Genomic DNA, 24,400 nt, shown 5'->3' on the forward strand with positions numbered 1-24,400 from the left:
CACCAGGCGAAATAAACCATCACGCCTGCAAGGACGGATGCTCACGCAGCGCGTTCACCGCAAAATCCACAAAACTGCGAATCCGCGCAGGGGCCTTGCGCCCGCCCTGATAGACCACATGGATAGGCAATGGCGGCAGTTCGAAGTCAGCCAGAACGATTTCCAGCTCACCGGAGGCGACTTTGCTCGCGACCTGATAAGACAGAACCCGGGTCAGCCCCAAACCCAGGCATGCCGCCGTAATGGCCGCCTGATTGGCCGTCACCACCAGGCGCGGCGCTGGTCGAACACTCAGCGGCTCTCCTCCTTCGAGGAACGGCCAGGTTCTCGACTGACCGATAGAGGACGTCGCAATAACCGGCGCCTGAGCCAGATCCTGAGGATGTCGAGGTCGACCATGGGCCGTCAGGAATTCCGGCGAGCCGCAAATCACCCGCCGAACCTCACCCACGCGAATCGCGTGCTGATTACTGTCGGGCAACTCACCGATCCGCACGGCGACATCGATGCCCTCCTCGACCATGCTGACCACTCGATCGACCAGCAACCCATTGATACTGACTTCAGGAAACTGCGTCAGATAATTCACCATCACTGGCGTGACAAACAGCTCACCGAACAACACCGGCGCGGTGATTGTCAGTTGCCCACGCGGTTGGGTGTGACTGCCCGCCGCCGAATCTTCGGCTTCCTGCACCTCGGCGAGAATCCTCCGACAGTCTTCCAGGTAACGCTGGCCCGCCTCGCTCAAATGCACACTGCGGGTGGTTCGCGTCAGCAGCAACGTGCCAATGCGTTTCTCCAGCGCCGCCACTGCACGAGTGACACTGGCCGCCGACAGGCCCAAACGCCGCGCCGCCGCCGAGAAGCCTTGGTCTTGGGCGACGGCAGCGAAGACCTGCATTTCCTGGAATCGGTCCATGGGCGTGTCCTCAATTCAGATAAAAAAAATCGCAACCGTAGGCTGCGATTTTTAATGTTTCCATCACCTGTGGATAACTTATTCCACCGTCACTGACTTCGCCAGATTTCGCGGCTGGTCAACGTCAGTGCCCTTCAACACAGCGACGTAATACGAGAGCAACTGCAGCGGAATGGTGTAGAGGATCGGCGACAGGATGTCGTGGATGTGCGGCATCTGCACAACATGAGTGCCTTCGCCATTGGTCATGCCGGCTTGTTCGTCTGCGAAGACGATCAGCTCGCCGCCACGGGCGCGGACTTCCTGGAGGTTGGATTTCAACTTCTCCAGCAACTCGTTGTTCGGTGCCACGGTAACCACCGGCATGTCGTTATCCACAAGCGCCAACGGGCCGTGTTTCAGCTCGCCGGCCGGATAGGCTTCAGCGTGGATGTAGGAGATTTCCTTGAGTTTGAGAGCCCCTTCCATCGCTACCGGGAATTGCGCACCACGACCGAGGAACAAGGTGTGGTTTTTCTCGGCGAACAGCTCGGCGATTTTTTCGACGGTGCTGTCCATGGCCAGGGCTTCGCCCAAACGAGTTGGCAGACGACGCAGCTCTTCAACCAACGTGGCTTCGACGCCCTTGGCCAACGTGCCTTGAACCTGGCCCAGGGACAAGGTCAGCAACAACAGACCGACCAATTGGGTGGTAAAGGCTTTGGTCGAGGCCACGCCGATTTCGCGGCCGGCCTGGGTCAGCAGTGTCAGGTCGGACTCACGCACCAGTGAGCTGATGCCGACGTTGCAAATCGCCAGGCTCGCCAGGTAACCCAACTCTTTAGCGTTACGCAGAGCGGCCAGGGTGTCGGCGGTTTCACCGGACTGGGAGATGGTCACGAACAGTGTGTCGGGCTGCACCACCACCTTACGGTAGCGGAATTCGCTGGCGACTTCGACCTGGCACGGGATGCCGGCCAGTTCTTCGAGCCAGTAACGGGCAACCATGCCGGCGTGGTAACTGGTGCCGCACGCGACGATCTGCACGTTACGCACTTTGGCGAACAGCTCGGCCGCCTGTGGACCGAACGCTTGCACCAGCACGCCGTTCGGACTCAGGCGACCTTCCAGGGTGCGCTGCACCACAGCCGGTTGCTCGTGAATTTCCTTGAGCATGAAGTGGCGGAATTCGCCCTTGTCGGCGGCTTCGGCGCCATCGCTGTACTGCACGGATTCGCGTTTGACAACTTGGCCGCTTACGTCCCAAATCTGCACGCTGTCGCGTCGAATTTCGGCGATATCGCCTTCTTCCAGGTACATGAAGCGGTCGGTGACCTGGCGCAGCGCCAGCTGATCGGAAGCCAGGAAGTTCTCACCCATACCCAGTCCGATGACCAGAGGGCTGCCGCTGCGCGCCGCGACGAGACGATCCGGTTGCTGAGCACTGATGACCGCCAAACCGTAAGCACCGTGCAGCTCTTTGACAGTAGCCTTCAGGGCCACGGTCAGGTCAGGCAGACCCTTGAGTTTGTGGTTCAACAGGTGAGCGATGACTTCGGTATCGGTGTCCGAGGTGAACACGTAACCCAAGGCTTTTAGTTGCTCGCGCAGGGCTTCGTGGTTCTCGATGATGCCGTTGTGCACCACCGCCAGATCATCGGAGAAATGCGGGTGAGCGTTGCGCTCGCACGGCGCACCGTGAGTGGCCCAGCGGGTGTGGGCGATACCCAGGCGGCCGACCAGCGGTTCTTCGGCCAGCGCCAGTTCCAATTCACTGACCTTGCCCGGGCGACGCAGGCGCTCAAGCTTTTGGTCATTGGTGTAGACCGCTACACCGGCACTGTCATAGCCACGGTATTCAAGGCGTTTGAGGCCTTCGAGCAGGATGGCGGTGATATTACGTTCTGCAACTGCGCCGACAATTCCACACATGCTATTTCTCCTGACTGACAGCCGCGAGGATCAAGTTGATTCCGCGGGCCTGAATCTGATCCCGTGCCTCAAGCGGCAGGCGATCATCGGTAATAAGGGTATGGATGCTGCTCCAGGGCAGTTCCAGATTGGGAATCTTGCGGCCGATCTTGTCGGCCTCCACCATGACAACCACTTCCCGGGCGACTTCAGCCATGACCCGGCTCAGCCCCAGCAGTTCGTTGAAGGTGGTGGTACCGCGAACCAGGTCGATGCCGTCGGCACCGATGAACAACTGGTCGAAATCGTAAGAGCGTAGTACCTGCTCGGCCACCTGCCCCTGAAAGGACTCGGAATGCGGGTCCCAGGTTCCGCCGGTCATCAACAGCACCGGCTCATGCTCGAGTTCGCTCAAGGCATTGGCGACGTGCAGGGAATTGGTCATCACGACCAGGCCCGGCTGCTGGCCGAGTTCCGGAATCATCGCCGCCGTGGTGCTGCCGCTGTCGATGATGATCCGCGCATGCTCACGAATTCGTGTAACGGCAGCGCGGGCGATGGCCTTTTTGTATTTGGACACCGGCTGACCAAGGTCGGCCACCAGCTCTTGAGGCAGGGTAATCGCTCCGCCATAACGCCGCAGCAGCAAACCATTGCTCTCAAGCGCCGCGAGATCCTTGCGGATCGTAACTTCCGACGTTTCCAAGCGCTTGGCCAGCTCATCCACACTGACTTCGCCCTGCTCATTGAGCAAGGCGAGAATGTTATGTCGGCGTTGAGGTGTATTGCGTTTCGACATGGCTTGGTATATTTCGATTCGAAAGATAACGGAAGCAATCAAAACCTATTGGCGAAACTTCGTCAAGCGCAGGGCGATAAAAAGACCTTGTGGATAACTCAGCCCTTCTTGATTTTCTCAGGCCGCTTCCAGCCATCTATATTCTTCTGCCGCGCACGGCCCACGGCCAACTGCGCGTTATCCACATTCTGCGTAATGGTCGAACCAGCAGCAGTGGTCGCACCGGAAGAGATATCCACAGGCGCAACTAACGAGTTGTTGGAACCGATAAACACATCTTCACCCAGCACAGTTTTCCACTTGTTGGCGCCGTCGTAGTTGCAGGTGATGGTGCCCGCGCCGATGTTGGTACGCGCGCCGATCTCGGCATCACCCAGATAGGTCAGATGACCGGCCTTGGCGCCCTCGCCGAGATGAGCGTTTTTCAACTCAACAAAGTTACCCACATGCGCTCTTGCTTCCAGCACAGTACCTGGACGCAAACGAGCGAACGGGCCGGCATCGCTGCCTTCGCCGAGAATCGCACCTTCGATATGGCTGTTGGCCTTGATCACAACCCCTTTGCGCAGGGTGCTGTCCTTGATCACGCAGTTCGGACCGATCACCACGTCGTCCTCGATAACGACCTTGCCTTCGAGGATCACGTTGATGTCGATCAGCACGTCGCGGCCGACGGTGATTTCACCGCGCACATCAAATCGAGCCGGGTCACGCAGGGTCACGCCTTGAGCCATCAAACGACGACCGGCGCGCAGCTGATAGTGACGCTCAAGCTCGGAAAGCTGCTTGCGGTCGTTAGCGCCCTGCACTTCCATGGCGTCATGCGGTTGCTCGGTGGCCACGACCAGACCGTCGCTGACTGCCATCGCGATCACGTCGGTCAGGTAATACTCGCCCTGGGCGTTGTTGTTCGATAGACGGCTCATCCAGCCACCCAATTGCGCGAACGGCAGCGCCAGAATGCCGGTGTTGCCTTCAGTGATCGCTCGTTCGGCTTCGTTGGCGTCTTTCTGCTCGACGATGGCTGTCACCTTGCCGTCGGCGTTGCGGACGATGCGGCCATAGCCGGTCGGGTCGTCCAGCTCTACTGTCAACAAACCCAGTTGCTGCGGCGCTACTTGCTTGAGCAGACGCTGCAGGGTCTCGACTTCGATCAATGGCACGTCACCATAAAGAATCAGGACGGTGTCGGACTGAATGAAAGGCACCGCTTGAGCAACCGCGTGGCCAGTCCCAAGCTGTTTGTCCTGCAGGACGAAATTCAGATCATCAGCCGCCAGGCGCTCGCGCACTGCATCGGCGCCATGGCCGATCACTACGTGGATGCGCTGTGGATCAAGTTGCCGGGCGCTGTGGATAACATGGCCGAGCATCGAGTTGCCGGCAATCGGATGCAGAACTTTCGGCAGTGCCGAACGCATGCGAGTGCCCTGACCAGCAGCGAGGATAACGATTTCTAAAGACATGACTGGCTACCAATCCTGGGTGGTCAGCGGCTGCGACCAGGTTATGAATATCTAAAAAGAAAAAAGGGTAGCCGAGGCTACCCTTTTTAATCAATCGCACAACAAGCGGTGGCCTATTAGTGGCCGAACTTTTTGCGGATCTGCTGGACGGTGCGCAGCTGAGCTGCGGCCTCGGCCAGGCGTGCGGCAGCAGAACCGTAATCGAATTCTGCACCACGGTCATGCAAGGCCTTCTCGGCAGCCTTAACGGCTTCCTGAGCGGAGGCTTCGTCCAGGTCGGCAGCACGTTGCACAGTGTCGGCAAGTACCTTGACCATGTTCGGCTGAACCTCGAGGAAACCGCCGGAGATGTAATACACCTCCTCTTCCCCGCCCTGCTTGATCAGGCGGATCGGGCCCGGCTTGAGATTAGTGATCAGCGGCGCGTGACCCAGGGCGATACCAAGATCACCCAGTGCACCGTGCGCAACCACCATCTCGACCAGGCCGGAGAAGATTTCCCCTTCCGCGCTGACGATATCGCAATGGACTGTCATAGCCATCTGATTGCCTCAACCTAAATTAGCGCCCGTTGCCGGGCGCCGGGATTACAGTTTCTTGGCTTTCTCGATCGCTTCTTCGATGCCGCCGACCATGTAGAACGCTTGTTCTGGCAGGTGGTCGTAGTCACCGTTGAGGATGCCTTTGAAGCCAGCAATGGTGTCTTTCAGGGAAACGTATTTACCCGAAGCACCGGTGAAGACTTCAGCCACGAAGAACGGCTGCGACAAGAAACGCTGGATCTTACGAGCACGGTTTACCAACTGCTTGTCGGTTTCCGACAGCTCGTCCATACCCAGGATCGCAATGATGTCCTTCAGTTCTTTGTAACGCTGCAGAACATACTGTACGCCGCGAGCGGTGTCGTAGTGGTCCTGGCCGATTACGTTCGGGTCCAGCTGGCGCGAAGTCGAGTCCAGTGGATCGACCGCTGGGTAGATACCCAGGGAAGCGATGTCACGGGACAGAACGACGGTGGCGTCCAAGTGGGCGAAGGTGGTCGCTGGCGACGGGTCAGTCAAGTCATCCGCCGGTACGTATACCGCCTGGATCGAGGTGATCGAACCGTTTTTGGTCGAAGTGATACGCTCTTGCAGAGTACCCATCTCTTCGGCCAGGGTCGGCTGGTAACCTACTGCGGAAGGCATACGGCCCAGCAGTGCGGATACTTCAGTACCGGCCAGGGTGTAACGATAGATGTTGTCGACGAACAGCAGAACGTCGTTACCTTCGTCACGGAACTTCTCGGCCATGGTCAGGCCGGTCAGTGCTACGCGCAGACGGTTACCCGGCGGCTCGTTCATCTGACCGTAAACCAGTGCCACTTTGTCCAGAACGTTGGAATCCTTCATCTCGTGGTAGAAGTCGTTACCCTCACGAGTACGCTCACCCACACCGGCGAACACGGAATAACCGCTGTGCTCGATGGCGATGTTACGGATCAGTTCCATCATGTTTACGGTTTTGCCTACACCGGCACCACCGAACAGACCGACTTTACCACCCTTGGCGAACGGGCAAACCAGGTCGATAACCTTGATGCCGGTTTCGAGCAGGTCGTTGCCGCCAGCTTGTTCAGCGAAGGTTGGCGCAGGACGGTGAATGCCCCAGCGCTCTTCGGTGTCAATCGGGCCAGCTTCGTCGATCGGGTTGCCCAGTACGTCCATGATCCGGCCCAGGGTCGCTTTACCGACCGGTACGGAGATGGCTGCGCCGGAGTCCTTGACTTCCAGACCGCGCTTCAAGCCTTCGGTGGAACCCATCGCAATGGTACGAACCACGCCGTCGCCCAGCTGTTGCTGAACTTCCAGAGTGGTCCCTGCCGCGCTTTGTACCAACAGCGCGTTATAGATGCTCGGTACGCTGTCGCGTGGAAATTCCACGTCGATAACGGCGCCGATGATTTGAACGATACGTCCGCTACTCATAGCTGGATCCTCTGAATATTTGAACCGTTAAACCGCGGCAGCGCCGCCGACGATTTCCGAGATCTCTTGGGTGATCGCAGCCTGACGCGCCTTGTTGTAGACCAGCTGCAAATCGCTGATCAAATCACCGGCGTTGTCGGTAGCGTTCTTCATCGCGATCATCCGCGCAGCTTGTTCAGCCGCGTTGTTCTCGACCACCGCCTGGTAGACCTGCGACTCGACGTAGCGGACCATCAAGCCGTCAAGCAGCTCTTTGGCATCCGGTTCGTAGAGATAGTCCCAGTGGTGCTTGAGCGATTGATCCGGGGTTGCCTCCAGTGGAATCAACTGCTCCACAGTAGGCTGTTGCGTCATGGTGTTGATGAACTTGTTGGACACCACGGACAGGCGATCAATACGGCCGTCCAGGTAGGCATCCAGCATCACCTTGACGCTGCCAATCAGATCATTGATCGACGGCTCTTCACCCAGGTGGCTGATAGCTGCAACGACGTTACCGCCGAAGTTGCGGAAGAAAGCCGCACCCTTGCTACCAACAACACACAGATCGATCTCGACGCCGTTTTCGCGGTTTACCGCCATGTCCTTGACCAGGGCCTTGAACAGGTTGGTGTTCAAGCCACCACACAGACCACGGTCACTGCTCACTACGACATAACCGACGCGCTTGATTTCACGCTCGATCATGAAGGGGTGGCGATATTCCGGGTTGGCGTTGGCCAAATGACCAATAACCTGGCGGATGCGCTCCGCGTAAGGACGGCTAGCAGCCATGCGCATTTGTGCCTTGCGCATTTTACTGACCGCCACTTTTTCCATGGCGCTGGTAATCTTTTGCGTGCTTTTGATGCTCGCAATCTTACTGCGAATCTCTTTTGCGCCTGCCATGTAACACCTATCAGGTTAGCAAGCGGGAGCCTTGCGGCTCCCGCTGCGGCTTACCAGGTTTGGGTGGCCTTGAACTTCTCGATACCGGCTTTCATGCCAGCGTCGATTTCGTCATTGAAGTCACCCTTCACGTTGATCTTCGCCATCAATTCGGCGTGATCGCGGTTGAAGAAAGCAATCAGCGCTTGTTCGAAGCTGCCGATCTTGGCGATTTCAACGTCAGTCAGGAACCCACGCTCAGCGGCATACAGCGACAGCGCCATGTCAGCGATCGACATTGGTGCGTATTGCTTCTGCTTCATCAGCTCGGTAACGCGCTGACCATGCTCAAGTTGCTTACGGGTCGCTTCGTCCAGGTCAGAAGCGAACTGGGCGAATGCCGCCAGTTCACGGTACTGAGCCAGAGCGGTACGGATACCACCGGAGAGCTTCTTGATGATCTTGGTCTGAGCGGCACCACCCACACGGGATACCGAAACACCGGCGTTCACAGCAGGACGGATCCCGGAGTTGAACATGGCCGATTCCAGGAAGATCTGACCGTCGGTGATGGAAATCACGTTGGTCGGAACGAACGCGGAAACGTCGCCAGCCTGGGTTTCGATGATCGGCAGTGCGGTCAGGGAACCGGTTTTGCCGGTCACTGCGCCGTTGGTGAACTTCTCTACGTACTCTTCCGAAACGCGGGATGCGCGCTCCAGCAGACGGGAGTGGAGATAGAACACGTCGCCTGGGTAAGCTTCACGGCCTGGTGGACGGCGCAGCAGCAGGGAAATCTGGCGGTAAGCCACTGCTTGCTTGGACAGATCGTCATAAACGATCAGCGCGTCTTCACCGCGGTCGCGGAAGAATTCACCCATGGTGCAACCGGAGTACGGTGCCAGGAACTGCAGTGCTGCAGATTCCGAAGCGCTCGCGGCAACGACGATGGTGTTAGCCAGTGCGCCGTTTTCTTCCAGTTTGCGAACCACGTTAGCGATGGTCGATTGTTTCTGACCGATCGCTACGTAGACGCAGAAAATACCGCTGTTTTTCTGGTTGATGATCGCGTCGATCGCCAGAGCGGTTTTACCGATCTGACGGTCACCGATGATCAGCTCACGCTGGCCACGGCCGACAGGAATCATGGCATCGACAGCCTTGTAGCCAGTCTGTACAGGCTGGTCTACCGACTTACGCCAGATCACGCCTGGAGCAACTTTCTCGACCGCATCGGTCTCGGTGTTGTTCAGCGGACCTTTGCCGTCAACTGGGTTACCCAGTGCGTCGACTACGCGACCCAGCAGTTCCTTACCAACCGGAACTTCGAGGATGCGGCCAGTGCACTTGGCGCTCATGCCTTCAGCCAGAGACTGGTAAGAGCCCAATACAACGGCACCTACAGAGTCTTGCTCCAGGTTGAGAGCCATACCGAAGACGCCGCCCGGAAACTCGATCATCTCGCCGTACATTACGTCGGCCAGACCGTGAATCCGCACGATACCGTCAGATACGCTGACGACAGTGCCTTCGTTACGGGCTTGGGAGGTCACATCGAGCTTGTCGATGCGGCCCTTGATAATTTCACTTATTTCGGAAGGATTGAGTTGCTGCATTGCTCTGCTGCCCCTTCAAACTCAAGATTTCAATGCTTCGGCAAGGTTCGCGAGTTTGCCGCGAATCGAGCCATCGATTACCAGGTCGCCGGCGCGGATGATGACACCACCAATAAGGGTGGCATCCTCCGCAGCGTGCAGTCGCACTTCCCGGCCGAGCCGTGCACTGAGAACCTTGGCGAGTTTGTCTTGCTGTTCTTGGTTCAATGCAAAAGCACTGGTTACGTCCACGTCTACCGATTTCTCTTGTTCGGCCTTGTACAGGTCAAACAGAGCGGCGATCTCCGGCAAAAGCGGGAGACGGTCGTTTTCGGCAACGACGTGAATGAAATTCTGTGCCTTGGCATCGAACTTGTCGCCACACACGTCAATAAACGTGGTGGCCTTGTTTGCGCTCGTCAGTCGCGGGGCCTTGAGCACGCGCTGCATGGTGTCGTCTTGCGACACTGCTGCAGCCAGGCCGAGCATGGCTGACCAAGAGGCCAGTTGCTGGTGGGCCTGGGCGTGCTCGAAGGCTGCCTTAGCGTAAGGTCGGGCCAACGTGGTCAATTCTGCCATGATCGCCCTCGCTTAAATTTCAGCAGCCAGTTTGTTTACCAGCTCCGCGTGCGCGTTTTGATCGATTGTGGCACCCAGGATCTTCTCGGCGCCGCCAACGGCCAGAGCACCCAATTGGGCACGCAGCGCGTCTTTGACACTGTTCAGTTCCTGCTCGATCTCGGCCTGAGCCTGAACCTTCACACGGTCAGCGTCGATACGGGCTTTTTCAACGGCCTCATCAACGATCTGGTTACCGCGTTTCTTGGCTTGCTCAATGATTTCAGCTGCCTGAGCTTTTGCTTCGCGCAGTTGATGACCCGCTTTCTCTTGGGCCAACTCCAGGTCGCGAGCTGCTCGGCTGGCAGCATCCAGTCCATCCGCGATCTTCTTCTGACGTTCGTGCAAAGCCGCGATGACCGGAGGCCACACGAACTTCATGCAAAACAGTACAAAAATGAAGAACGCAACGGACTGGCCAATCAGGGTTGCATTAATGTTCACGCCAACACCTCGCTCGTTCGTTGCACATCACACCAATTACTCGAAGGTTCGAGCAATTAGCCAGCGAGTTGACCAACGAATGGGTTCGCGAAGGTGAAGAACAGAGCGATACCAACACCGATCATGGTTACGGCGTCGAGCAGACCGGCAACGATGAACATTTTAACTTGCAGCATTGGAACCATCTCTGGCTGACGCGCTGCGCCTTCCAGGAACTTGCCACCCAACAGGCCGAAACCAATTGCGGTACCCAGTGCGCCCAGGCCGATCAACAGTGCAACAGCGATAGCGGTTAGACCAACTACAGTTTCCATCTTTCCTCCCGACTTTTACGTCGTATGGTTTAGGTTTTTAAGATTTTAAAGCGGTAAAACAAATCGTTTCATAGCCCTGTTCGGGCACCCACTCGTTTGACCGAGTGGGACATCAGACTAGTCGAGACTGGTCTTAATGGTTCTCTTCGTGCGCCATCGACAGGTAAACGATGGACAGCATCATGAAGATAAACGCCTGCAGGGTGATGATCAGGATGTGGAACACAGCCCACGCCCACTGCAGAACTATGCCCAGGCCACTAAGCCAGAGCAGACCGCTGCCGAACATCACAGCAATCAGAATGAAGACCAGCTCGCCGGCGTACATGTTGCCGAACAGACGCAGTGCCAGGGAGATTGGCTTGGCAACCAGGGTCACGAACTCCAGCAGGAAGTTCACCGGAATCAGCAGGGCTTGAACGAAGATGTTCTTGCTGCCGAACGGGTGCAGGGTCAGTTCGCCGATGAAGCCGCCGATGCCCTTGACCTTGATGCTGTAGAAAATGATCAACGCGAATACCGACAGGGACATGCCCAGGGTCGCATTCGGGTCAGTGGTAGAAACAGCACGGAAGACCAGGTGCGGGTCGCCAGTAATGAAGGCAGCCAGCTTAGGAATCCAGTCAACCGGTACCAGGTCGACGGCGTTCATCAGGAACACCCAGACAAAAATCGTCAGAGCCAATGGCGCGATCAATGGATTACGGCCGTGAAAGGTATCTTTCACGCTGGTGTCGACGAACTCGATCAGAACCTCTACGAAGTTCTGCAGGCCGCCAGGCTGACCGGAAGTCGCCTTCTTTGCCGCCATGCGGAAAAGAAGAACGAAGATCAGACCCAACGCGACCGACCAGCCGAGGGTATCGACGTGGAAAGCCCAGAAGCCCATTTCTTTGGCTTCTGCTGCGGTGTGGGCAAAACCCCACCCGCCGGTTGGGTGCTGACCGAAGGTCAGGTTCTGCAAGTGGTGCTGGATATAGCCCGAAGCGGTTGTCTCTGCCATGGTTGCCTCAAACGCCCTAAGGTCTCGAAAGTCTTGTTCTCATCAGCAGGGGCGCGAACCAGCTGACCAGTTGGGTCAACACGAAGACGCCGAATACAGCTAGCGGCGCCAATGGCTTCACACCTGCAAACGTCAATGCGAAGAGCACTGCCGTCAAAATTAGTTTGCCCGCCTCACCAGCATAAAAAGACCGGACGATGGCTTGAGCTGCTCGGGCGCCGGAAAACCGAAATGCCCTGTGAGCGAAATAAACATTGGGTAGCAAGGCTATCAGGCCTCCGCAGAGTCCTGAGTACCCGGCTACGACTCCATGCCAGTACCAGAGCGCCAAAGCGGCCAGTACCAAAACGACAAATTGAGCCAGTAAGACCGGAAAAACTGCCAGGCGATGGAACGGCAAGCGGTTTGGCGTGCGGCTCTCCATCGTTTTTGCTCCCCAATGATCGGCTGCCAGAATTCAATAACTTGGCATAATTTGTGCCGACAAAATGCGCGCAGAGTATAGGGGCGGTTCTGCCCCTATTCAACTGTCAGGTAGTGATTTCCGACTGCACGCTACATGAGGAAATGTTTCAACGAATGTGTGCAAGCACACCTTGAAGCTCATCGAGGGAGTTGTAACCGATCACCAACTGCCCCTTCCCCTTTTTACCGTGGCGGATCTGCACCGCAGAGCCTAGGCGCTCAGCCAGACGCTGTTCGAGTCGAGCAATATCCGGGTCCGGCTTTACCGGTTCAGCAGGTTCCTGTTTACCACTCAACCACTGGCGAACCAGTGCTTCAGTCTGGCGTACAGTCAGCCCCCGTGCGACAACGTGTCGCGCCCCTTCAACCTGTTGATTTTCCGGCAAACCGAGCAAAGCACGTGCATGACCCATTTCCAGGTCGCCGTGGGACAGCATGGTTTTGATGACTTCCGGCAACGCGATCAAGCGTAGCAGGTTGGCCACGGTCACGCGGGATTTGCCCACGGCTTCGGCCACCTGTTGCTGCGTCAGCTGGAATTCCTGCTGCAAACGCTGCAAAGCCACCGCTTCTTCGATTGGATTGAGGTCTTCGCGCTGGATGTTCTCGATCAGCGCCATGGCGATCGCGGTTTCATCCGGCACATCGCGAACCATCGCAGGGATGGTTTCCTGCCCAGCCTGCTGACTGGCACGCCAACGGCGTTCGCCGGCGATGATTTCGAAGCGGCCGCTGCCGATCGGACGAACCACGATCGGCTGCATCACGCCCTGAGCCTTGATCGACTGCGCCAGCTCTTCCAGCGCCTGTGGGTCCATGTCCCGGCGCGGCTGGTACTTGCCGCGCTGGATCAGGTCCAGGGGCAGGTGCTGCAGCTCACGCTGATCAGCCTGCACCGCTTGTTCTTCCAGCGAGCTGACAGTCGGACCACTCAGCAGTGCATCCAGTCCACGTCCGAGACCTCGTTTCTTGACGGCCATGGGGATTCCTTAAGTTGCCTGAGCAGCGGCAGTGCGTGAGTTTTTGCGTTGACGACGAACCATCTCGCCCGCCAATGCCAGATAGGCAATGGCGCCCCGCGATGATTTGTCGTACGCCAGCGCCGGCATGCCATAGCTTGGCGCTTCGGCCAGGCGGATGTTGCGCGGAATCACCGTGTCGTAGAGCTGCTCGCCGAAGTGTTCCTTGAGCTGCGCCGAAACATCGTTCATCAGGCTCAGGCGCGGGTCATACATGGTTCGCAACAGGCCTTCGACTTTCAGGTTCGGGTTCAGCAACTCAGCGATGCGCTTGATGTTATCCACAAGGTCGCTCAAACCTTCGAGCGCGAAGTACTCGCACTGCATGGGGATAATCACCCCGTCAGCCGCAACCAGTGCGTTAAGCGTGAGCATCGACAACGACGGCGGGCAGTCGATCAAAATGTAATCGTAGTTTTCACGGATCGGCGCCAACGCGCTGCGCAGGCGGCTTTCCTTCATCTGCATTTCCAGCAGAACCACTTCGGCCGCGGTCAGGTCGCGGTTGGCCGGCAGCAGTTGGTAACCACCGTGCTCGGAATAGTGCATGGCCTGGGCCAGATCGCATTCGCCGATCAGCAGGTCGTAGACCGAGTTCTCCAGGCCGTGTTTATCCACACCGCTACCCATGGTGGCGTTGCCTTGTGGATCGAGATCGATCAACAGCACCCGGCGCTTGGTAGCGACCAGGGAAGCTGCGAGGTTGATACAGGTGGTGGTCTTGCCCACACCACCCTTTTGGTTCGCTATCGCGAATACCTTAGCCATTCTTGCTTGTGTTCCCAATCATGCCGTGCGGCGCAGTATCAGCAGATGGCGTTGGCCTTGGCAACCGGGTACGGCCAGGGCGTGTTCGCTATCGAGGTGGAAGTCTGCCGGCAATGCTACCAGCTCATCGGCGGGATGAACGCCCTTCATTGCCAGCCAACGTGTTTCGGTGTCGCCGAGGTGGCGAGTCCAGTTGCTGAAGTTCTCCATGCTGCTGAACGCCCGGGAGATGATCCCGTTGAATGGCTGATCAGGCTGAAAAGTTTCGACGCGACTGTGGATAACTTGCAGGTTATCCAGTTTGAGTTCGAGTTTGACCTGGGTCAGGAAGCGGGTTTTCTTGCCGTTGCTGTCCAGGCAGGTCACTTGGGACTCTGGAAACAGAATGGCCAACGGAATACCCGGCATGCCACCACCGCTGCCGACGTCCAGCCAGCGACCGTTTTCGACGAACGACATCACGCTCAAACTATCGAGCAAGTGACGGGAGACCATTTCATCCGGATCGCGAACGGCAGTCAGGTTGTAGGCCTTGTTCCATTTGATCAACAGGGCCAGATAACCCAGCAGCTGAGCGTGCTGGGTTTCTGTCAGCGTGACACCGAGCTGGCGAGCACCTGTGGATAACTCTTCTGCGTGTTGCGAGGTGACCAACGAACTCAAGCGCTTTGCTCCAACTGACGGCCCGCGCCGCGTTTTTTCAAATGAATCATCAACAGCGAAATCGCTGCCGGCGTCACACCCGGGATACGCGACGCCTGGCCCAAAGTCTCTGGACGGGTCGCACCGAGCTTGCTCTGGATCTCTTTGGAGAGACCGGAAATATTCGTGTAATTGATATCCACAGGTAGTTTTGTGTCTTCACTGGCCCGCAGACGAGCGATTTCATCCTGCTGACGATCGATGTATCCAGCGTATTTGGTCTTGATTTCGACCTGCTCGGCGACTTGTGGATCTTCTGCGCCGCCACCAGTCAAGGCGATCAGACCAGCGTAGTCGATTTCCGGACGGCTCAGCAGGTTGAGCAAGTTGTATTCGTGGGTCAGCGGCGTGCCGAATTTCTCGGAAATCGCATCACCTTGCTCGGTGCCCGGGCGAACCCAGGTACTTTTCAGTCGTTGCTCTTCCAGCGTGATGCTTTCGCGTTTGGTGCAGAACGCAGCCCAACGCGCGTCATCCACCAGACCCAGTTCGCGACCTTTTTCGGTCAAGCGCAGGTCGGCGTTGTCTTCGCGCAGGATCAGGCGGTATTCGGCGCGGGACGTGAACATCCGATACGGTTCCTGGGTACCCAGGGTAATCAGGTCGTCGACCAACACGCCGATGTACGCCTCGTCGCGACGCGGACACCAGGCTTCTTTGCCCTGAGCACGTAGTGCGGCGTTGGCCCCGGCCAGCAAACCCTGGGCGCCGGCTTCTTCGTACCCGGTAGTGCCGTTGATTTGCCCGGCGAAGAACAGACCGCCGATGACTTTTGTTTCCAGGTTGTACTTCAGGTCACGCGGGTCGAAGTAGTCGTACTCGATGGCATACCCCGGACGAACGATGTGCGCATTTTCCATGCCGCGGATCGATTGCACGATCTGCAGTTGCACGTCGAATGGCAGGGATGTGGATATCCCGTTCGGGTACAGCTCGTTGGTCGTCAGGCCTTCCGGTTCGATGAAGACCTGATGGCTATCCTTGTCGGCAAAGCGATGGATCTTGTCTTCGATCGACGGGCAGTAACGCGGGCCGATACCTTCGATCACACCGGAATACATCGGCGAACGATCAAGGTTGGCGGCAATGATTTCGTGGGTACGGGCGTTGGTGTGGGTAATCCAGCAACTGACCTGTTTCGGATGCTGCTCTTTGGAACCCATGAACGACATCACCGGGATCGGTGTATCGCCGGCTTGCTCGGTCATCACCGAGAAATCCACAGAACGACCGTCGATACGCGGTGGTGTGCCGGTTTTCAGGCGGCCAACGCGCAATGGCAATTCACGCAAACGGTGAGCCAGGGCGATCGACGGCGGATCACCGGCTCGGCCACCGGAAAAATTCTGCATTCCGATGTGGATAAGTCCACCGAGGAAGGTGCCAGTGGTCAACACCACGGAGTCCGCGAAGAAACGCAGGCCCATTTGGGTGACAACACCGCGCACTTGTTCCTGCTCGACGATCAGATCGTCGGCAGCCTGTTGAAATATCCACAGGTTCGGCTGGTTTTCGAGGATTTCGCGGACAGCGGCCTTGTACAGAACCCGGTCAGCCTGAGCGCGGGTTGCCCGCACGGCCGGGCCTTTGCGGCTGTTCAATACGCGAAATTGAATACCACCTTTATCGGTGGCCATGGCCATCGCGCCGCCAAGGGCATCGATTTCCTTGACCAGATGGCTTTTGCCGATCCCACCGATAGCGGGGTTGCAACTCATTGCACCGAGGGTTTCCACGTTATGCGTCAGCAACAGGGTTTTTGCACCCATTCGTGCTGAGGCCAGTGCTGCCTCGGTACCGGCATGACCGCCGCCGATGACGATCACTTCAAAACGGGAAGGGAAATCCACCACGCACCTCGTGCCTGCTTTAGTTAGGTAATCAGGAATAGTTTGAGCTCAGGTTTTTGGACCTGGGCGGCAAGTATAGGGACTTCGCCCTTCCTAAAGAACCCTTTGCACAAAATTTAACCAGCTGTGGAGAAGTCGCGGTTATAGAAATTAAAAAGAAAGAAATTTATTAAATCTTTGTTTTTATGTTTATTTCTACTGAGGCACATTTCTGTGGATAGATCGCTACAGACCTTTATATTAAACATGTACAGAGATTCAAAACCCTGTGGTCATGTGCCAATGAGGCCCTTGGATAACCGGTTTAAGCCTGTGGATTAAAGGGGCACTTATCCACAAGGTCGGTTATCTTCAGTTTTGAGGCCCTGTTATCAACTGCCCTTAGAGGCAGTTATTCACAGGGCTTAATCCACAGAAAACTGCTGAATAAGCAAATCCAGGGCACGGAAAATCCGCTCAAGCAGAAAGAATCTGCTCAGCACTGGAAGAGAATTCAAGAAAAGGAGGGAACAGACAGGCACGAATGGCCTGTCTGTGGACAACCGGGAAGATTATTTACCGATACAGAAGCTGGAAAAGATCCGTCCCAGCAGGTCATCGGAGCTGAATGCACCAGTGATTTCACCCAAAGCGTGTTGGGCTTGTCGCAAATCCTCGGCTAACAGTTCACCGGCACCCGCCAGGGTCAGCTGTGCACGGCCGTGCTCAAGAAAAGCACTGGCGTGACGCAACGCTTCAAGGTGACGCCTGCGAGCACTGAAGCTGCTTTCCGAGGTCTGTTCGTAGCCCATGCAGGCCTTGAGGTGGTCGCGCAGCATTTCCAGCCCTTCACCTGCAGATTTAGCGCTCAGGCTGATGGTGACGTGGCCATCCTCGCTGACTTCCAGGGCAATGGCTTCGCCAGTGAGGTCAGCCTTGTTTCGGATCAGCGTGACTTTCGCCGGATCGGGACGGATCTCCAGAAATTCAGGCCATAACGCGAACGGATCAAGTGCCTCAGGAGCCGTAGCATCGACCACCAACAGCACGCGATCAGCCTCGCCGATTGCTTTCAGCGCCCGTTCGACACCGATTTTTTCTACCTGGTCGTCGGTATCTCGCAGGCCTGCGGTGTCGACCACATGCAGCGGCATACCATCGATGTGGATATGTTCACGAAGAATATCCCGGGTGGTGCCGGCGATCTCGGTGACGATAGCGGCTTCACGACCGGCCAGGGCATTCAGCAAACTGGATTTACCAGCATTTGGTCGGCCGGCGATCACCACGGTCATCCCGTCACGCAACAAGGCACCCTGCCCGGCTTCCCGTAGTACGGTGGATAACTCGTCACGCACTTTGTCGAGCATGCTCAGTACGTGACCATCGGCGAGGAAGTCGATTTCTTCTTCAGGGAAGTCGATCGCCGCTTCGACATAGATGCGCAGGCCAATCAGTTGCTCGGTGAGGTTATGCACACGATCGGAAAATGCGCCCTGCAAGGAACGCAGTGCATTTCGTGCAGCCTGTGCAGAACTCGCCTCGATCAAGTCAGCGATGGCCTCGGCCTGAGCCAGGTCGAGTTTGTCGTTAAGAAACGCACGCTCGCTGAATTCACCCGGTCGGGCCAACCGACAGCCCAGTTCAAGGCAACGCTTGAGCAGCATATCCAGAACTATCGGCCCGCCGTGGCCCTGGAGTTCCAGCACATCTTCACCGGTGAACGAGTTCGGGCCCGGAAAATACAGGGCAATGCCTTGATCCAGAACCTCATCGTTTTCGCTGAGAAATGGGCCGTAGTGGGCGAATCGCGGCTTGAGCTCACGACCGCTGAAGGCCCTGGCCGCAACGCTCGCCAACGGCCCGGAAATACGGACGATGCCGACACCGCCGCGACCTTGAGCGGTGGCGACGGCGGCGATGGTTTCACGAGGAACGCTCATAAACCGTTATCCAGACAAAAGTGACAGATAGCAAAACGCCCCACTAGGGGGCGTTTTGAGTGGTTATCCACAGTGTAAATCAGGCAGCTGCTTTGGTAGCCGCTTCGATCTTACGAGTGATGTACCACTGTTGGGCGATCGACAGGCAGTTGTTCACTACCCAGTACAGCACCAGACCAGCCGGGAACCACAGGAAGAAGAAGGTGAAGATGATTGGCATCAGCTTCATCACCTTGGCCTGCATCGGATCCGGAGGAGTCGGGTTCAGCTGCTGCTGGATGAACATGGTTGCACCCATGATGATCGGCAGAATGAAGAACGGATCCTTGATCGACAGGTCAGTAATCCACAGCATGAACGGCGCTTGGCGCATTTCAACGCTTTCCAGCAGAACCCAGTACAGCGAAAGGAAAACCGGCATCTGCACGAGGATTGGCAAGCAACCACCCAGCGGATTGATCTTCTCTTTCTTGTACAGCTCCATCATGGATTGCGACATCTTCTGCCGGTCGTCGCCATGTTGCTCTTTCAGCGCCGCCAGTTTCGGTGCCACTGCACGCATGCGCGCCATGGATTTGTAGCTGGCAGCCGACAGCGGGAAGAAGATCCCCTTGATCAGCATGGTCAGGAAGATGATCGACCAGCCCCAGTTACCGACCAGCGCGTGGATGTGTTGCAGCAGCCAGAAGATTGGCTGGGCAATGAACCACAGAATGCCGTAGTCGACGGTCAGTTCCAGGCCTGGGGACAACTCTTTCAGCACAGCCTGGCTTTTCGGACCGGCATACAGAACGGCACTGGTCTCGGCTTTTGCACCTGGCGCGACAGTCATTGCCGGGGCGGTGTAGCCGATGATGTAGTTGCCCTTGCTGTCTTTACGGGTCTGGACGAGGTTGTTCTCGCCTTTCGCCGGAATCCACGCGGTCACGAAGTAGTGCTGCAACCATGCAACCCAACCACCGTTAACGGTTTCTTTCAGCTGAGCCTTGTCCATGTCCTTCATGGACACTTTCTTGTACGGCTCGTTACTTGTCCACAGGGCGGCGCCCAGGTAAGTCGCGGTGCCGGTGGCAGTGCTGGAAGAAGGATCGGAGCTGGCGTCACGCTTCAATTGCGCGAACATTGCACCGGACCAAGGCTGAGCACTCTGGTTATCGATCAGGTAGGAAACGGTTACGTCATACAGGCCACGTTTCAGGGTGAAACGCTTGATGTAGTTGACGCCATCCTTGCTGAACTTCAGGTCTGCGACCAATTGGTCCTGACCGTCAGCCAGTTGGTAAATCTTCTTCTCCGAGGAGTAAACCGGACGGCCGGCAGGACTGGCGTCCGGACCGTTGGTGCCGATCAGACCGCTCTGGGCCAGATAGGTCCGCTCGTTGCCGTTATCGAACAACTGGAATGGAATTTCCGGATGGTCCTGGCGACGTGGATACAGCGGCAGCGTCAACTGGGCAACATCGCCACCTTGTGGATCGATTGCCAGGTTGAGCACATCCGTTTTGATCTGGATGAGGTCTTTGCTTGCAGCTACTGGTGATTCAGCAGGTGCAGTTGCACTGGTATCGCTTGCGGCGCGTGGAATGTCGTCACTGACAGAAGCATTATTGCCAGTCGCCGTATCCGGTAGGCCCGGTGCGGTAGTACTGGAAGCAACATTCTGAGTCGGCAGGGCAGCCTGGCCATAGTCCTGGTTCCATTTAAGAACCATAACGTAGGACACGATTGCCAGGGCGACGATCAGGATCGTGCGTTTGATATCCATGATTACTCGGCCATCGAAGAAGAACGGGAGGTAGGGATAGATGGAACCGGGTCATAACCACCGGGATTCCACGGATGACAGCGACCTAAACGACGAAAGGCCAGCCAGCCACCGCGCAGAAGACCATGATTTTCTATGGCTTCATACGCGTAGCAGGAACAACTGGGGTAGAAACGACAGTGACTGGCCATCAGAGGACTAATGGCATAGCGATAAAACTGGATCGGAACGAGTGCCAGTTTACGCATCGGGACTGTCTACCCCTACAGTTTCGGTTTTGACTGCTGGTACCGGCGTGCTGCGTGCCAGACGCTTCCAGAGTTTGCCGAAATGCTGAATCAATTCGGGGTTTTCTACGTCACCCAAACCTTTGCGCGCGACGATAACGATGTCCCAGCCGGCCAGTGAGTCCTGGTTCAGACGGAACGATTCGCGCATCAGACGTTTGAGGCGATTGCGCTCGACGGAGAGCTTTACGCTCTTTTTCCCGATAACCAGCCCGAGACGGGGGTGATCGAGATCGTTGTTGCGCGCAAGGAGCAGGAGATTTTTCCCCGGAACCTTGCCGGTAGGGGAGTCAAAGACTGCCTTGAAATGCCGGGGAGTAAGCAGACGCTTTTCCCGACTGAAGTCCTGACTCACCTCCAGTGCCGGATTATCAAACTGCCAGACGCGCACGACCTTTGGCGCGACGACGCGACAGGACGGCACGACCGTTTTTGGTAGCCATGCGAGCACGGAAACCGTGGGTACGAGCGCGTTTGATAGTGCTTGGTTGGAAAGTACGTTTCATTGTCGTGTTACCTGGTTCGTCCACAACGGGCCGGAATGGCCCCCGTTTTAAGAGACCGGGGATTCTAGAGAAAGCAAGCCTCTAGGTCAATTTCCAACCAGCGTTTCCTTATAAATAGATCTCCAGACGTTTTTCCTGCCGGACTCCTTGGCTAGATATAGAAATTAAGAAGGAAAGTATTTAAAGCTTTTCTGTAAAGCTTATAAAAGCTAGGGACACGATCACCTGTGGATAACTGCCATCAGCCCTTTAAAGTCGTGGTGTACAGAGAATGACAACTACGGTGGAAAACGGTGGTAAGCCTGTGCTGCGCTGTCGGATAAGCTGTGTGTGAAAGAGGTACTTATCCACAGCGTGGTTATCCACCGGGTTTCGCCCCCACTTGTACAACGATCTTAGGCCCGGTTATCCACAGAGCTTATGCACAGACCGCTGGTCGTCTTTTTTTCGTATAAATCACTGATTCTTCATGGGAGGTGCCCAACCTTCGTGTGGATAAGTCGGGGCCTGGTCGGCTACAATGGCGGCTTGTTTTTGCCTCACCGGCTTTCAACTTAGGGGATATCCGTGTCAGTGGAACTTTGGCAGCAGTGCGTGGAGCTTTTGCGCGATGAGCTGCCTGCCCAACAATTCAACACTTGGATCCGTCCACTACAGGTCGAAGCCGAAGGCGACGAGTTGCGTGTCTACGCACCGAATCGTTTTGTTCTCGACTGGGTCAACGAAAAGTACCTGGGCCGCGTCCTTGAACTGCTGGATGAGCATGGCAATGGCATGGCGCCGGCGCTGTCCTTATTAATAGGCAGCAAACGCAGTTCGGCACCACGTGCCGCCCCGAATGCTCCGTTGGCCGCCGCTGCTTCACAGGCTCAGGCCGCTCAAGCACCTGTCAGCGCCCCGCCGTCATCCCAGGTAGCCGCTCCGACCAAGCGTTCGACACAAAAAGTTGCCGAGGTTAATGAAGAGCCATCGCGCGACAGCTTCGACCCGATGGCCGGGGCCAGTTCGCAACAAGCTCCGATTCGCGCCGAACAGCGTACGGTGCAGGTCGAAGGCGCGCTCAAGCACACCAGCTACCTGAACCGCACCTTCACCTTCGAAAACTTCGTCGAGGGCAAGTCCAACCAACTGGCCCGTGCTGCGGCCTGGCAAGTGGCGGACAATCCCAAGCACGGTTACAACCCGCTCTTCCTTTATGGTGGCGTCGGCTTGGGTAAAACCCACTTGATGCACGCGGTGGGTAACCACCTGTTAAAGAAGAATCCGAATGCCAAGGTTGTGTACCTGCATTCCGAACGGTTCGTGGCCGACATGGTCAAGGCCCTGCAGCTGAACGCCATCAACGAGTTCAAGCGCTTCTACCGTTCGGTGGATGCATTGCTGATCGATGACATTCAGTTCTTCGCCCGCAAGGAACGTTCCCAGGAAGAGTTTTTCCACACCTTCAATGCCCTGCTTGAAGGTGGCCAGCAGGTCATTCTCACCAGTGACCGCTACCCGAAAGAAATCGAAGGCCTTGAAGAGCGCTTGAAATCCCGCTTCGGCTGGGGCCTGACGGTAGCCGTCGAGCCGCCGGAGCTTGAAACACGCGTGGCGATCCTGATGAAAAAGGCCGATCAGGCCAAAGTCGATCTGCCCCATGACGCGGCGTTCTTCATTGCCCAGCGTATTCGTTCCAATGTGCGTGAGCTGGAAGGCGCGCTCAAACGCGTGATCGCCCACTCGCACTTCATGGGCCGCGATATCACCATCGAGTTGATTCGCGAATCCCTGAAAGATCTGTTGGCACTGCAAGACAAACTGGTCTCTGTGGATAATATTCAGCGCACTGTCGCCGAGTACTACAAGATCAAGATCTCCGACTTGTTGTCCAAACGTCGTTCGCGTTCGGTAGCTCGTCCGCGTCAGGTCGCCATGGCTTTGTCCAAAGAACTGACCAACCATAGCTTGCCGGAAATCGGTGACGTGTTTGGCGGCCGGGACCACACGACTGTTTTGCACGCCTGCCGCAAGATCAACGAACTTAAGGAATCCGACGCGGACATCCGCGAGGACTACAAGAACCTGCTGCGTACACTGACCACTTGATGAACACCAGCGCAGCTTATTAAGGCAAGGGACTAGACCATGCATTTCACCATTCAACGCGAAGCCCTGTTGAAACCCCTGCAACTGGTCGCAGGCGTCGTCGAGCGCCGACAGACCTTGCCGGTGCTCTCCAACGTGCTGCTGGTTGTCGAAGGCCAGCAATTGTCGCTGACCGGTACCGACCTGGAAGTCGAGCTGGTCGGTCGTGTACAACTCGAAGAGCCTGCCGATCCAGGTTCCATCACTGTGCCTGCGCGCAAGCTGATGGATATCTGCAAAAGCTTGCCGAACGATGCGCTGATCGATATCAAGGTCGACGAGCAGAAGCTCGTGGTGAAGGCCGGCCGTAGCCGCTTCACCCTGTCGACCCTGCCGGCCAATGACTTCCCGACTGTGGAAGAAGGCCCCGGCTCGCTGACGTGCAGCCTTGAGCAAAGCAAACTGCGTCGCCTGATTGAACGCACCAGCTTCGCGATGGCCCAGCAAGACGTGCGTTACTACCTCAACGGCATGCTGCTGGAAGTCTCGGCTGGCATCATCCGCGCCGTGGCCACCGACGGTCACCGTCTGGCCATGTGCTCGATGCAGGCTGATATCGGTCAGCCGGATCGCCACCAGGTCATCGTGCCACGTAAAGGTATCCTTGAGCTGGCGCGCCTGCTGACTGAGCCAGAGGGTATCGTCAGTATCGTTCTGGGTCAGCACCACATTCGTGCGACCACTGGCGAGTTCACCTTCACGTCGAAACTGGTCGACGGCAAATTCCCGGACTACGAGCGTGTTCTGCCTAAGGGCGGCGACAAACTGGTACTCGGCGATCGTCAGGCCCTGCGTGAAGCCTTCAGCCGTACCGCGATTCTGTCCAACGAGAAGTACCGCGGCATCCGTCTGCAACTGGCCAACGGTCAGCTGAAGATCCAGGCGAACAACCCGGAACAGGAAGAAGCGGAAGAAGAAGTGGGCGTCGAGTACAACGGCGGCAATCTGGAAATCGGCTTCAACGTGAGCTACCTGCTCGACGTGTTGGGCGTCATGACCACTGAGCAGGTTCGTCTGATCCTGTCCGACTCCAACAGCAGTGCGTTGGTGCAAGAGTCTGACAACGACGACTCGGCCTACGTTGTCATGCCGATGCGTCTGTAA

Annotated in this window: 24 protein-coding genes; 2 read left to right on the forward strand and 22 right to left on the reverse strand. The window is 56.9% G+C overall.

Annotated features, from left to right (window positions below; translation table 11 throughout):
• Positions 1–19: 19 nt before the first annotated feature.
• The 22 genes from FQ187_RS04500 to rpmH form a co-directional block, all read right to left on the reverse strand.
• The gene (locus tag FQ187_RS04500) at positions 20–922 is read right to left on the reverse strand and encodes a LysR family transcriptional regulator (RefSeq protein ID WP_149628566.1); all 903 of its coding nucleotides are present in this window, start codon (positions 920–922) and stop codon (positions 20–22) included.
• Positions 923–1,000: 78 nt separating this feature from the next.
• Entirely contained in the window at positions 1,001–2,833 is a 1,833-nt protein-coding gene (glmS, locus tag FQ187_RS04505) for a glutamine--fructose-6-phosphate transaminase (isomerizing) (RefSeq protein WP_149628567.1), read from the reverse strand.
• Between the two features lies 1 nt (position 2,834).
• Positions 2,835–3,611 (reverse strand): DeoR/GlpR family DNA-binding transcription regulator, encoded by a 777-nt coding sequence (locus FQ187_RS04510; RefSeq protein ID WP_149628568.1) that lies wholly within the window; start codon positions 3,609–3,611, stop codon positions 2,835–2,837.
• A gap of 98 nt (positions 3,612–3,709) precedes the next feature.
• Positions 3,710–5,077 (reverse strand): bifunctional UDP-N-acetylglucosamine diphosphorylase/glucosamine-1-phosphate N-acetyltransferase GlmU, encoded by a 1,368-nt coding sequence (gene glmU, locus FQ187_RS04515; RefSeq protein WP_149628569.1) that lies wholly within the window; start codon positions 5,075–5,077, stop codon positions 3,710–3,712.
• A gap of 116 nt (positions 5,078–5,193) precedes the next feature.
• Positions 5,194–5,619, reverse strand: coding sequence for a F0F1 ATP synthase subunit epsilon (locus tag FQ187_RS04520; RefSeq protein WP_008155716.1), 426 nt, complete (start codon positions 5,617–5,619; stop codon positions 5,194–5,196).
• 45 nt (positions 5,620–5,664) lie between these two features.
• Positions 5,665–7,044 carry a F0F1 ATP synthase subunit beta gene (atpD, locus tag FQ187_RS04525; protein ID WP_149628570.1) on the reverse strand — a complete coding sequence of 460 codons (1,380 nt, stop codon included), beginning with the start codon at positions 7,042–7,044 and terminating at the stop codon, positions 5,665–5,667.
• A gap of 27 nt (positions 7,045–7,071) precedes the next feature.
• Positions 7,072–7,932, reverse strand: a complete 861-nt coding sequence (gene atpG / locus FQ187_RS04530; protein WP_033059680.1) for a F0F1 ATP synthase subunit gamma — start codon at positions 7,930–7,932, stop codon at positions 7,072–7,074.
• A gap of 50 nt (positions 7,933–7,982) precedes the next feature.
• Positions 7,983–9,527 carry a F0F1 ATP synthase subunit alpha gene (atpA, locus tag FQ187_RS04535; RefSeq protein ID WP_033059681.1) on the reverse strand — a complete coding sequence of 515 codons (1,545 nt, stop codon included), beginning with the start codon at positions 9,525–9,527 and terminating at the stop codon, positions 7,983–7,985.
• 21 nt (positions 9,528–9,548) lie between these two features.
• Positions 9,549–10,085, reverse strand: a complete 537-nt coding sequence (locus FQ187_RS04540; protein ID WP_033059683.1) for a F0F1 ATP synthase subunit delta — start codon at positions 10,083–10,085, stop codon at positions 9,549–9,551.
• A gap of 12 nt (positions 10,086–10,097) precedes the next feature.
• A complete protein-coding gene (locus tag FQ187_RS04545) occupies positions 10,098–10,568 on the reverse strand; it encodes a F0F1 ATP synthase subunit B (RefSeq protein ID WP_046044927.1) in 471 nt (156 codons plus the stop codon).
• Positions 10,569–10,624: 56 nt separating this feature from the next.
• Complete coding sequence (gene atpE / locus FQ187_RS04550; RefSeq protein ID WP_002555987.1) at positions 10,625–10,882, reverse strand: F0F1 ATP synthase subunit C; 258 nt, start codon at positions 10,880–10,882, stop codon at positions 10,625–10,627.
• A gap of 133 nt (positions 10,883–11,015) precedes the next feature.
• Positions 11,016–11,885 carry a F0F1 ATP synthase subunit A gene (atpB, locus tag FQ187_RS04555; RefSeq protein WP_149628571.1) on the reverse strand — a complete coding sequence of 290 codons (870 nt, stop codon included), beginning with the start codon at positions 11,883–11,885 and terminating at the stop codon, positions 11,016–11,018.
• Between the two features lie 16 nt (positions 11,886–11,901).
• The gene (locus tag FQ187_RS04560; RefSeq protein WP_007948092.1) at positions 11,902–12,309 is read right to left on the reverse strand and encodes a F0F1 ATP synthase subunit I; all 408 of its coding nucleotides are present in this window, start codon (positions 12,307–12,309) and stop codon (positions 11,902–11,904) included.
• A 148-nt stretch (positions 12,310–12,457) separates the two neighbouring features.
• Positions 12,458–13,330, reverse strand: a complete 873-nt coding sequence (locus FQ187_RS04565) for a ParB/RepB/Spo0J family partition protein (protein WP_008027541.1) — start codon at positions 13,328–13,330, stop codon at positions 12,458–12,460.
• A 9-nt stretch (positions 13,331–13,339) separates the two neighbouring features.
• Positions 13,340–14,137 carry a ParA family protein gene (locus FQ187_RS04570; protein WP_008155709.1) on the reverse strand — a complete coding sequence of 266 codons (798 nt, stop codon included), beginning with the start codon at positions 14,135–14,137 and terminating at the stop codon, positions 13,340–13,342.
• Between the two features lie 18 nt (positions 14,138–14,155).
• Positions 14,156–14,800, reverse strand: coding sequence for a 16S rRNA (guanine(527)-N(7))-methyltransferase RsmG (rsmG, locus tag FQ187_RS04575; protein WP_149628572.1), 645 nt, complete (start codon positions 14,798–14,800; stop codon positions 14,156–14,158).
• Positions 14,797–16,689 carry a tRNA uridine-5-carboxymethylaminomethyl(34) synthesis enzyme MnmG gene (gene mnmG, locus FQ187_RS04580; RefSeq protein ID WP_149628573.1) on the reverse strand — a complete coding sequence of 631 codons (1,893 nt, stop codon included), beginning with the start codon at positions 16,687–16,689 and terminating at the stop codon, positions 14,797–14,799. The genes rsmG and mnmG overlap by 4 nt, the downstream gene beginning before the upstream one ends.
• A 551-nt stretch (positions 16,690–17,240) precedes the next feature.
• Positions 17,241–18,611 (reverse strand): tRNA uridine-5-carboxymethylaminomethyl(34) synthesis GTPase MnmE, encoded by a 1,371-nt coding sequence (gene mnmE / locus FQ187_RS04590; RefSeq protein ID WP_149628574.1) that lies wholly within the window; start codon positions 18,609–18,611, stop codon positions 17,241–17,243.
• A gap of 79 nt (positions 18,612–18,690) precedes the next feature.
• Positions 18,691–20,376 carry a membrane protein insertase YidC gene (gene yidC / locus FQ187_RS04595; RefSeq protein WP_149628575.1) on the reverse strand — a complete coding sequence of 562 codons (1,686 nt, stop codon included), beginning with the start codon at positions 20,374–20,376 and terminating at the stop codon, positions 18,691–18,693.
• 2 nt (positions 20,377–20,378) lie between these two features.
• Complete coding sequence (yidD, locus tag FQ187_RS04600; RefSeq protein WP_074872215.1) at positions 20,379–20,624, reverse strand: membrane protein insertion efficiency factor YidD; 246 nt, start codon at positions 20,622–20,624, stop codon at positions 20,379–20,381.
• The gene (gene rnpA / locus FQ187_RS04605) at positions 20,617–21,018 is read right to left on the reverse strand and encodes a ribonuclease P protein component (RefSeq protein ID WP_031319201.1); all 402 of its coding nucleotides are present in this window, start codon (positions 21,016–21,018) and stop codon (positions 20,617–20,619) included. Before rnpA ends, yidD begins: the two co-directional genes overlap by 8 nt.
• A gap of 16 nt (positions 21,019–21,034) precedes the next feature.
• Entirely contained in the window at positions 21,035–21,169 is a 135-nt protein-coding gene (gene rpmH / locus FQ187_RS04610; protein ID WP_003213577.1) for a 50S ribosomal protein L34, read from the reverse strand.
• Positions 21,170–21,736: 567 nt separating this feature from the next.
• Between rpmH and dnaA the strand changes: the two genes are divergently transcribed.
• Together dnaA and dnaN are read left to right on the forward strand one after the other, a co-directional pair.
• Positions 21,737–23,257, forward strand: coding sequence for a chromosomal replication initiator protein DnaA (gene dnaA / locus FQ187_RS04615; RefSeq protein ID WP_149628576.1), 1,521 nt, complete (start codon positions 21,737–21,739; stop codon positions 23,255–23,257).
• A gap of 39 nt (positions 23,258–23,296) precedes the next feature.
• Entirely contained in the window at positions 23,297–24,400 is a 1,104-nt protein-coding gene (dnaN, locus tag FQ187_RS04620; RefSeq protein ID WP_149628577.1) for a DNA polymerase III subunit beta, read from the forward strand.

Origin of the sequence: Pseudomonas sp. ANT_J28 (genome assembly GCF_008370005.1) — a bacterium.
Lineage (GTDB): Bacteria > Pseudomonadota > Gammaproteobacteria > Pseudomonadales > Pseudomonadaceae > Aquipseudomonas > Aquipseudomonas frigoris.

What these genes read in the sequence shown, in the direction of transcription:
- atpD (WP_149628570.1), bottom strand. Translation starts at nt 7,044, where the DNA reads ATGAGTAGCGGACGTATCGTTCAAATCATCGGCGCCGTTATCGACGTG.
- rpmH (WP_003213577.1), bottom strand. Translation starts at nt 21,169, where the DNA reads ATGAAACGTACTTTCCAACCAAGCACTATCAAACGCGCTCGTACCCAC.
- atpA (WP_033059681.1), bottom strand. Translation starts at nt 9,527, where the DNA reads ATGCAGCAACTCAATCCTTCCGAAATAAGTGAAATTATCAAGGGCCGC.
- glmU (WP_149628569.1), bottom strand. Translation starts at nt 5,077, where the DNA reads ATGTCTTTAGAAATCGTTATCCTCGCTGCTGGTCAGGGCACTCGCATG.
- atpE (WP_002555987.1), bottom strand. Translation starts at nt 10,882, where the DNA reads ATGGAAACTGTAGTTGGTCTAACCGCTATCGCTGTTGCACTGTTGATC.
- atpB (WP_149628571.1), bottom strand. Translation starts at nt 11,885, where the DNA reads ATGGCAGAGACAACCGCTTCGGGCTATATCCAGCACCACTTGCAGAAC.
- glmS (WP_149628567.1), bottom strand. Translation starts at nt 2,833, where the DNA reads ATGTGTGGAATTGTCGGCGCAGTTGCAGAACGTAATATCACCGCCATC.
- FQ187_RS04570 (WP_008155709.1), bottom strand. Translation starts at nt 14,137, where the DNA reads ATGGCTAAGGTATTCGCGATAGCGAACCAAAAGGGTGGTGTGGGCAAG.
- FQ187_RS04510 (WP_149628568.1), bottom strand. Translation starts at nt 3,611, where the DNA reads ATGTCGAAACGCAATACACCTCAACGCCGACATAACATTCTCGCCTTG.
- FQ187_RS04520 (WP_008155716.1), bottom strand. Translation starts at nt 5,619, where the DNA reads ATGGCTATGACAGTCCATTGCGATATCGTCAGCGCGGAAGGGGAAATC.
- FQ187_RS04540 (WP_033059683.1), bottom strand. Translation starts at nt 10,085, where the DNA reads ATGGCAGAATTGACCACGTTGGCCCGACCTTACGCTAAGGCAGCCTTC.
- yidC (WP_149628575.1), bottom strand. Translation starts at nt 20,376, where the DNA reads ATGGATATCAAACGCACGATCCTGATCGTCGCCCTGGCAATCGTGTCC.
- FQ187_RS04500 (WP_149628566.1), bottom strand. Translation starts at nt 922, where the DNA reads ATGGACCGATTCCAGGAAATGCAGGTCTTCGCTGCCGTCGCCCAAGAC.
- FQ187_RS04560 (WP_007948092.1), bottom strand. Translation starts at nt 12,309, where the DNA reads ATGGAGAGCCGCACGCCAAACCGCTTGCCGTTCCATCGCCTGGCAGTT.
- yidD (WP_074872215.1), bottom strand. Translation starts at nt 20,624, where the DNA reads ATGCGTAAACTGGCACTCGTTCCGATCCAGTTTTATCGCTATGCCATT.
- atpG (WP_033059680.1), bottom strand. Translation starts at nt 7,932, where the DNA reads ATGGCAGGCGCAAAAGAGATTCGCAGTAAGATTGCGAGCATCAAAAGC.
- dnaN (WP_149628577.1), top strand. Translation starts at nt 23,297, where the DNA reads ATGCATTTCACCATTCAACGCGAAGCCCTGTTGAAACCCCTGCAACTG.
- mnmE (WP_149628574.1), bottom strand. Translation starts at nt 18,611, where the DNA reads ATGAGCGTTCCTCGTGAAACCATCGCCGCCGTCGCCACCGCTCAAGGT.
- FQ187_RS04565 (WP_008027541.1), bottom strand. Translation starts at nt 13,330, where the DNA reads ATGGCCGTCAAGAAACGAGGTCTCGGACGTGGACTGGATGCACTGCTG.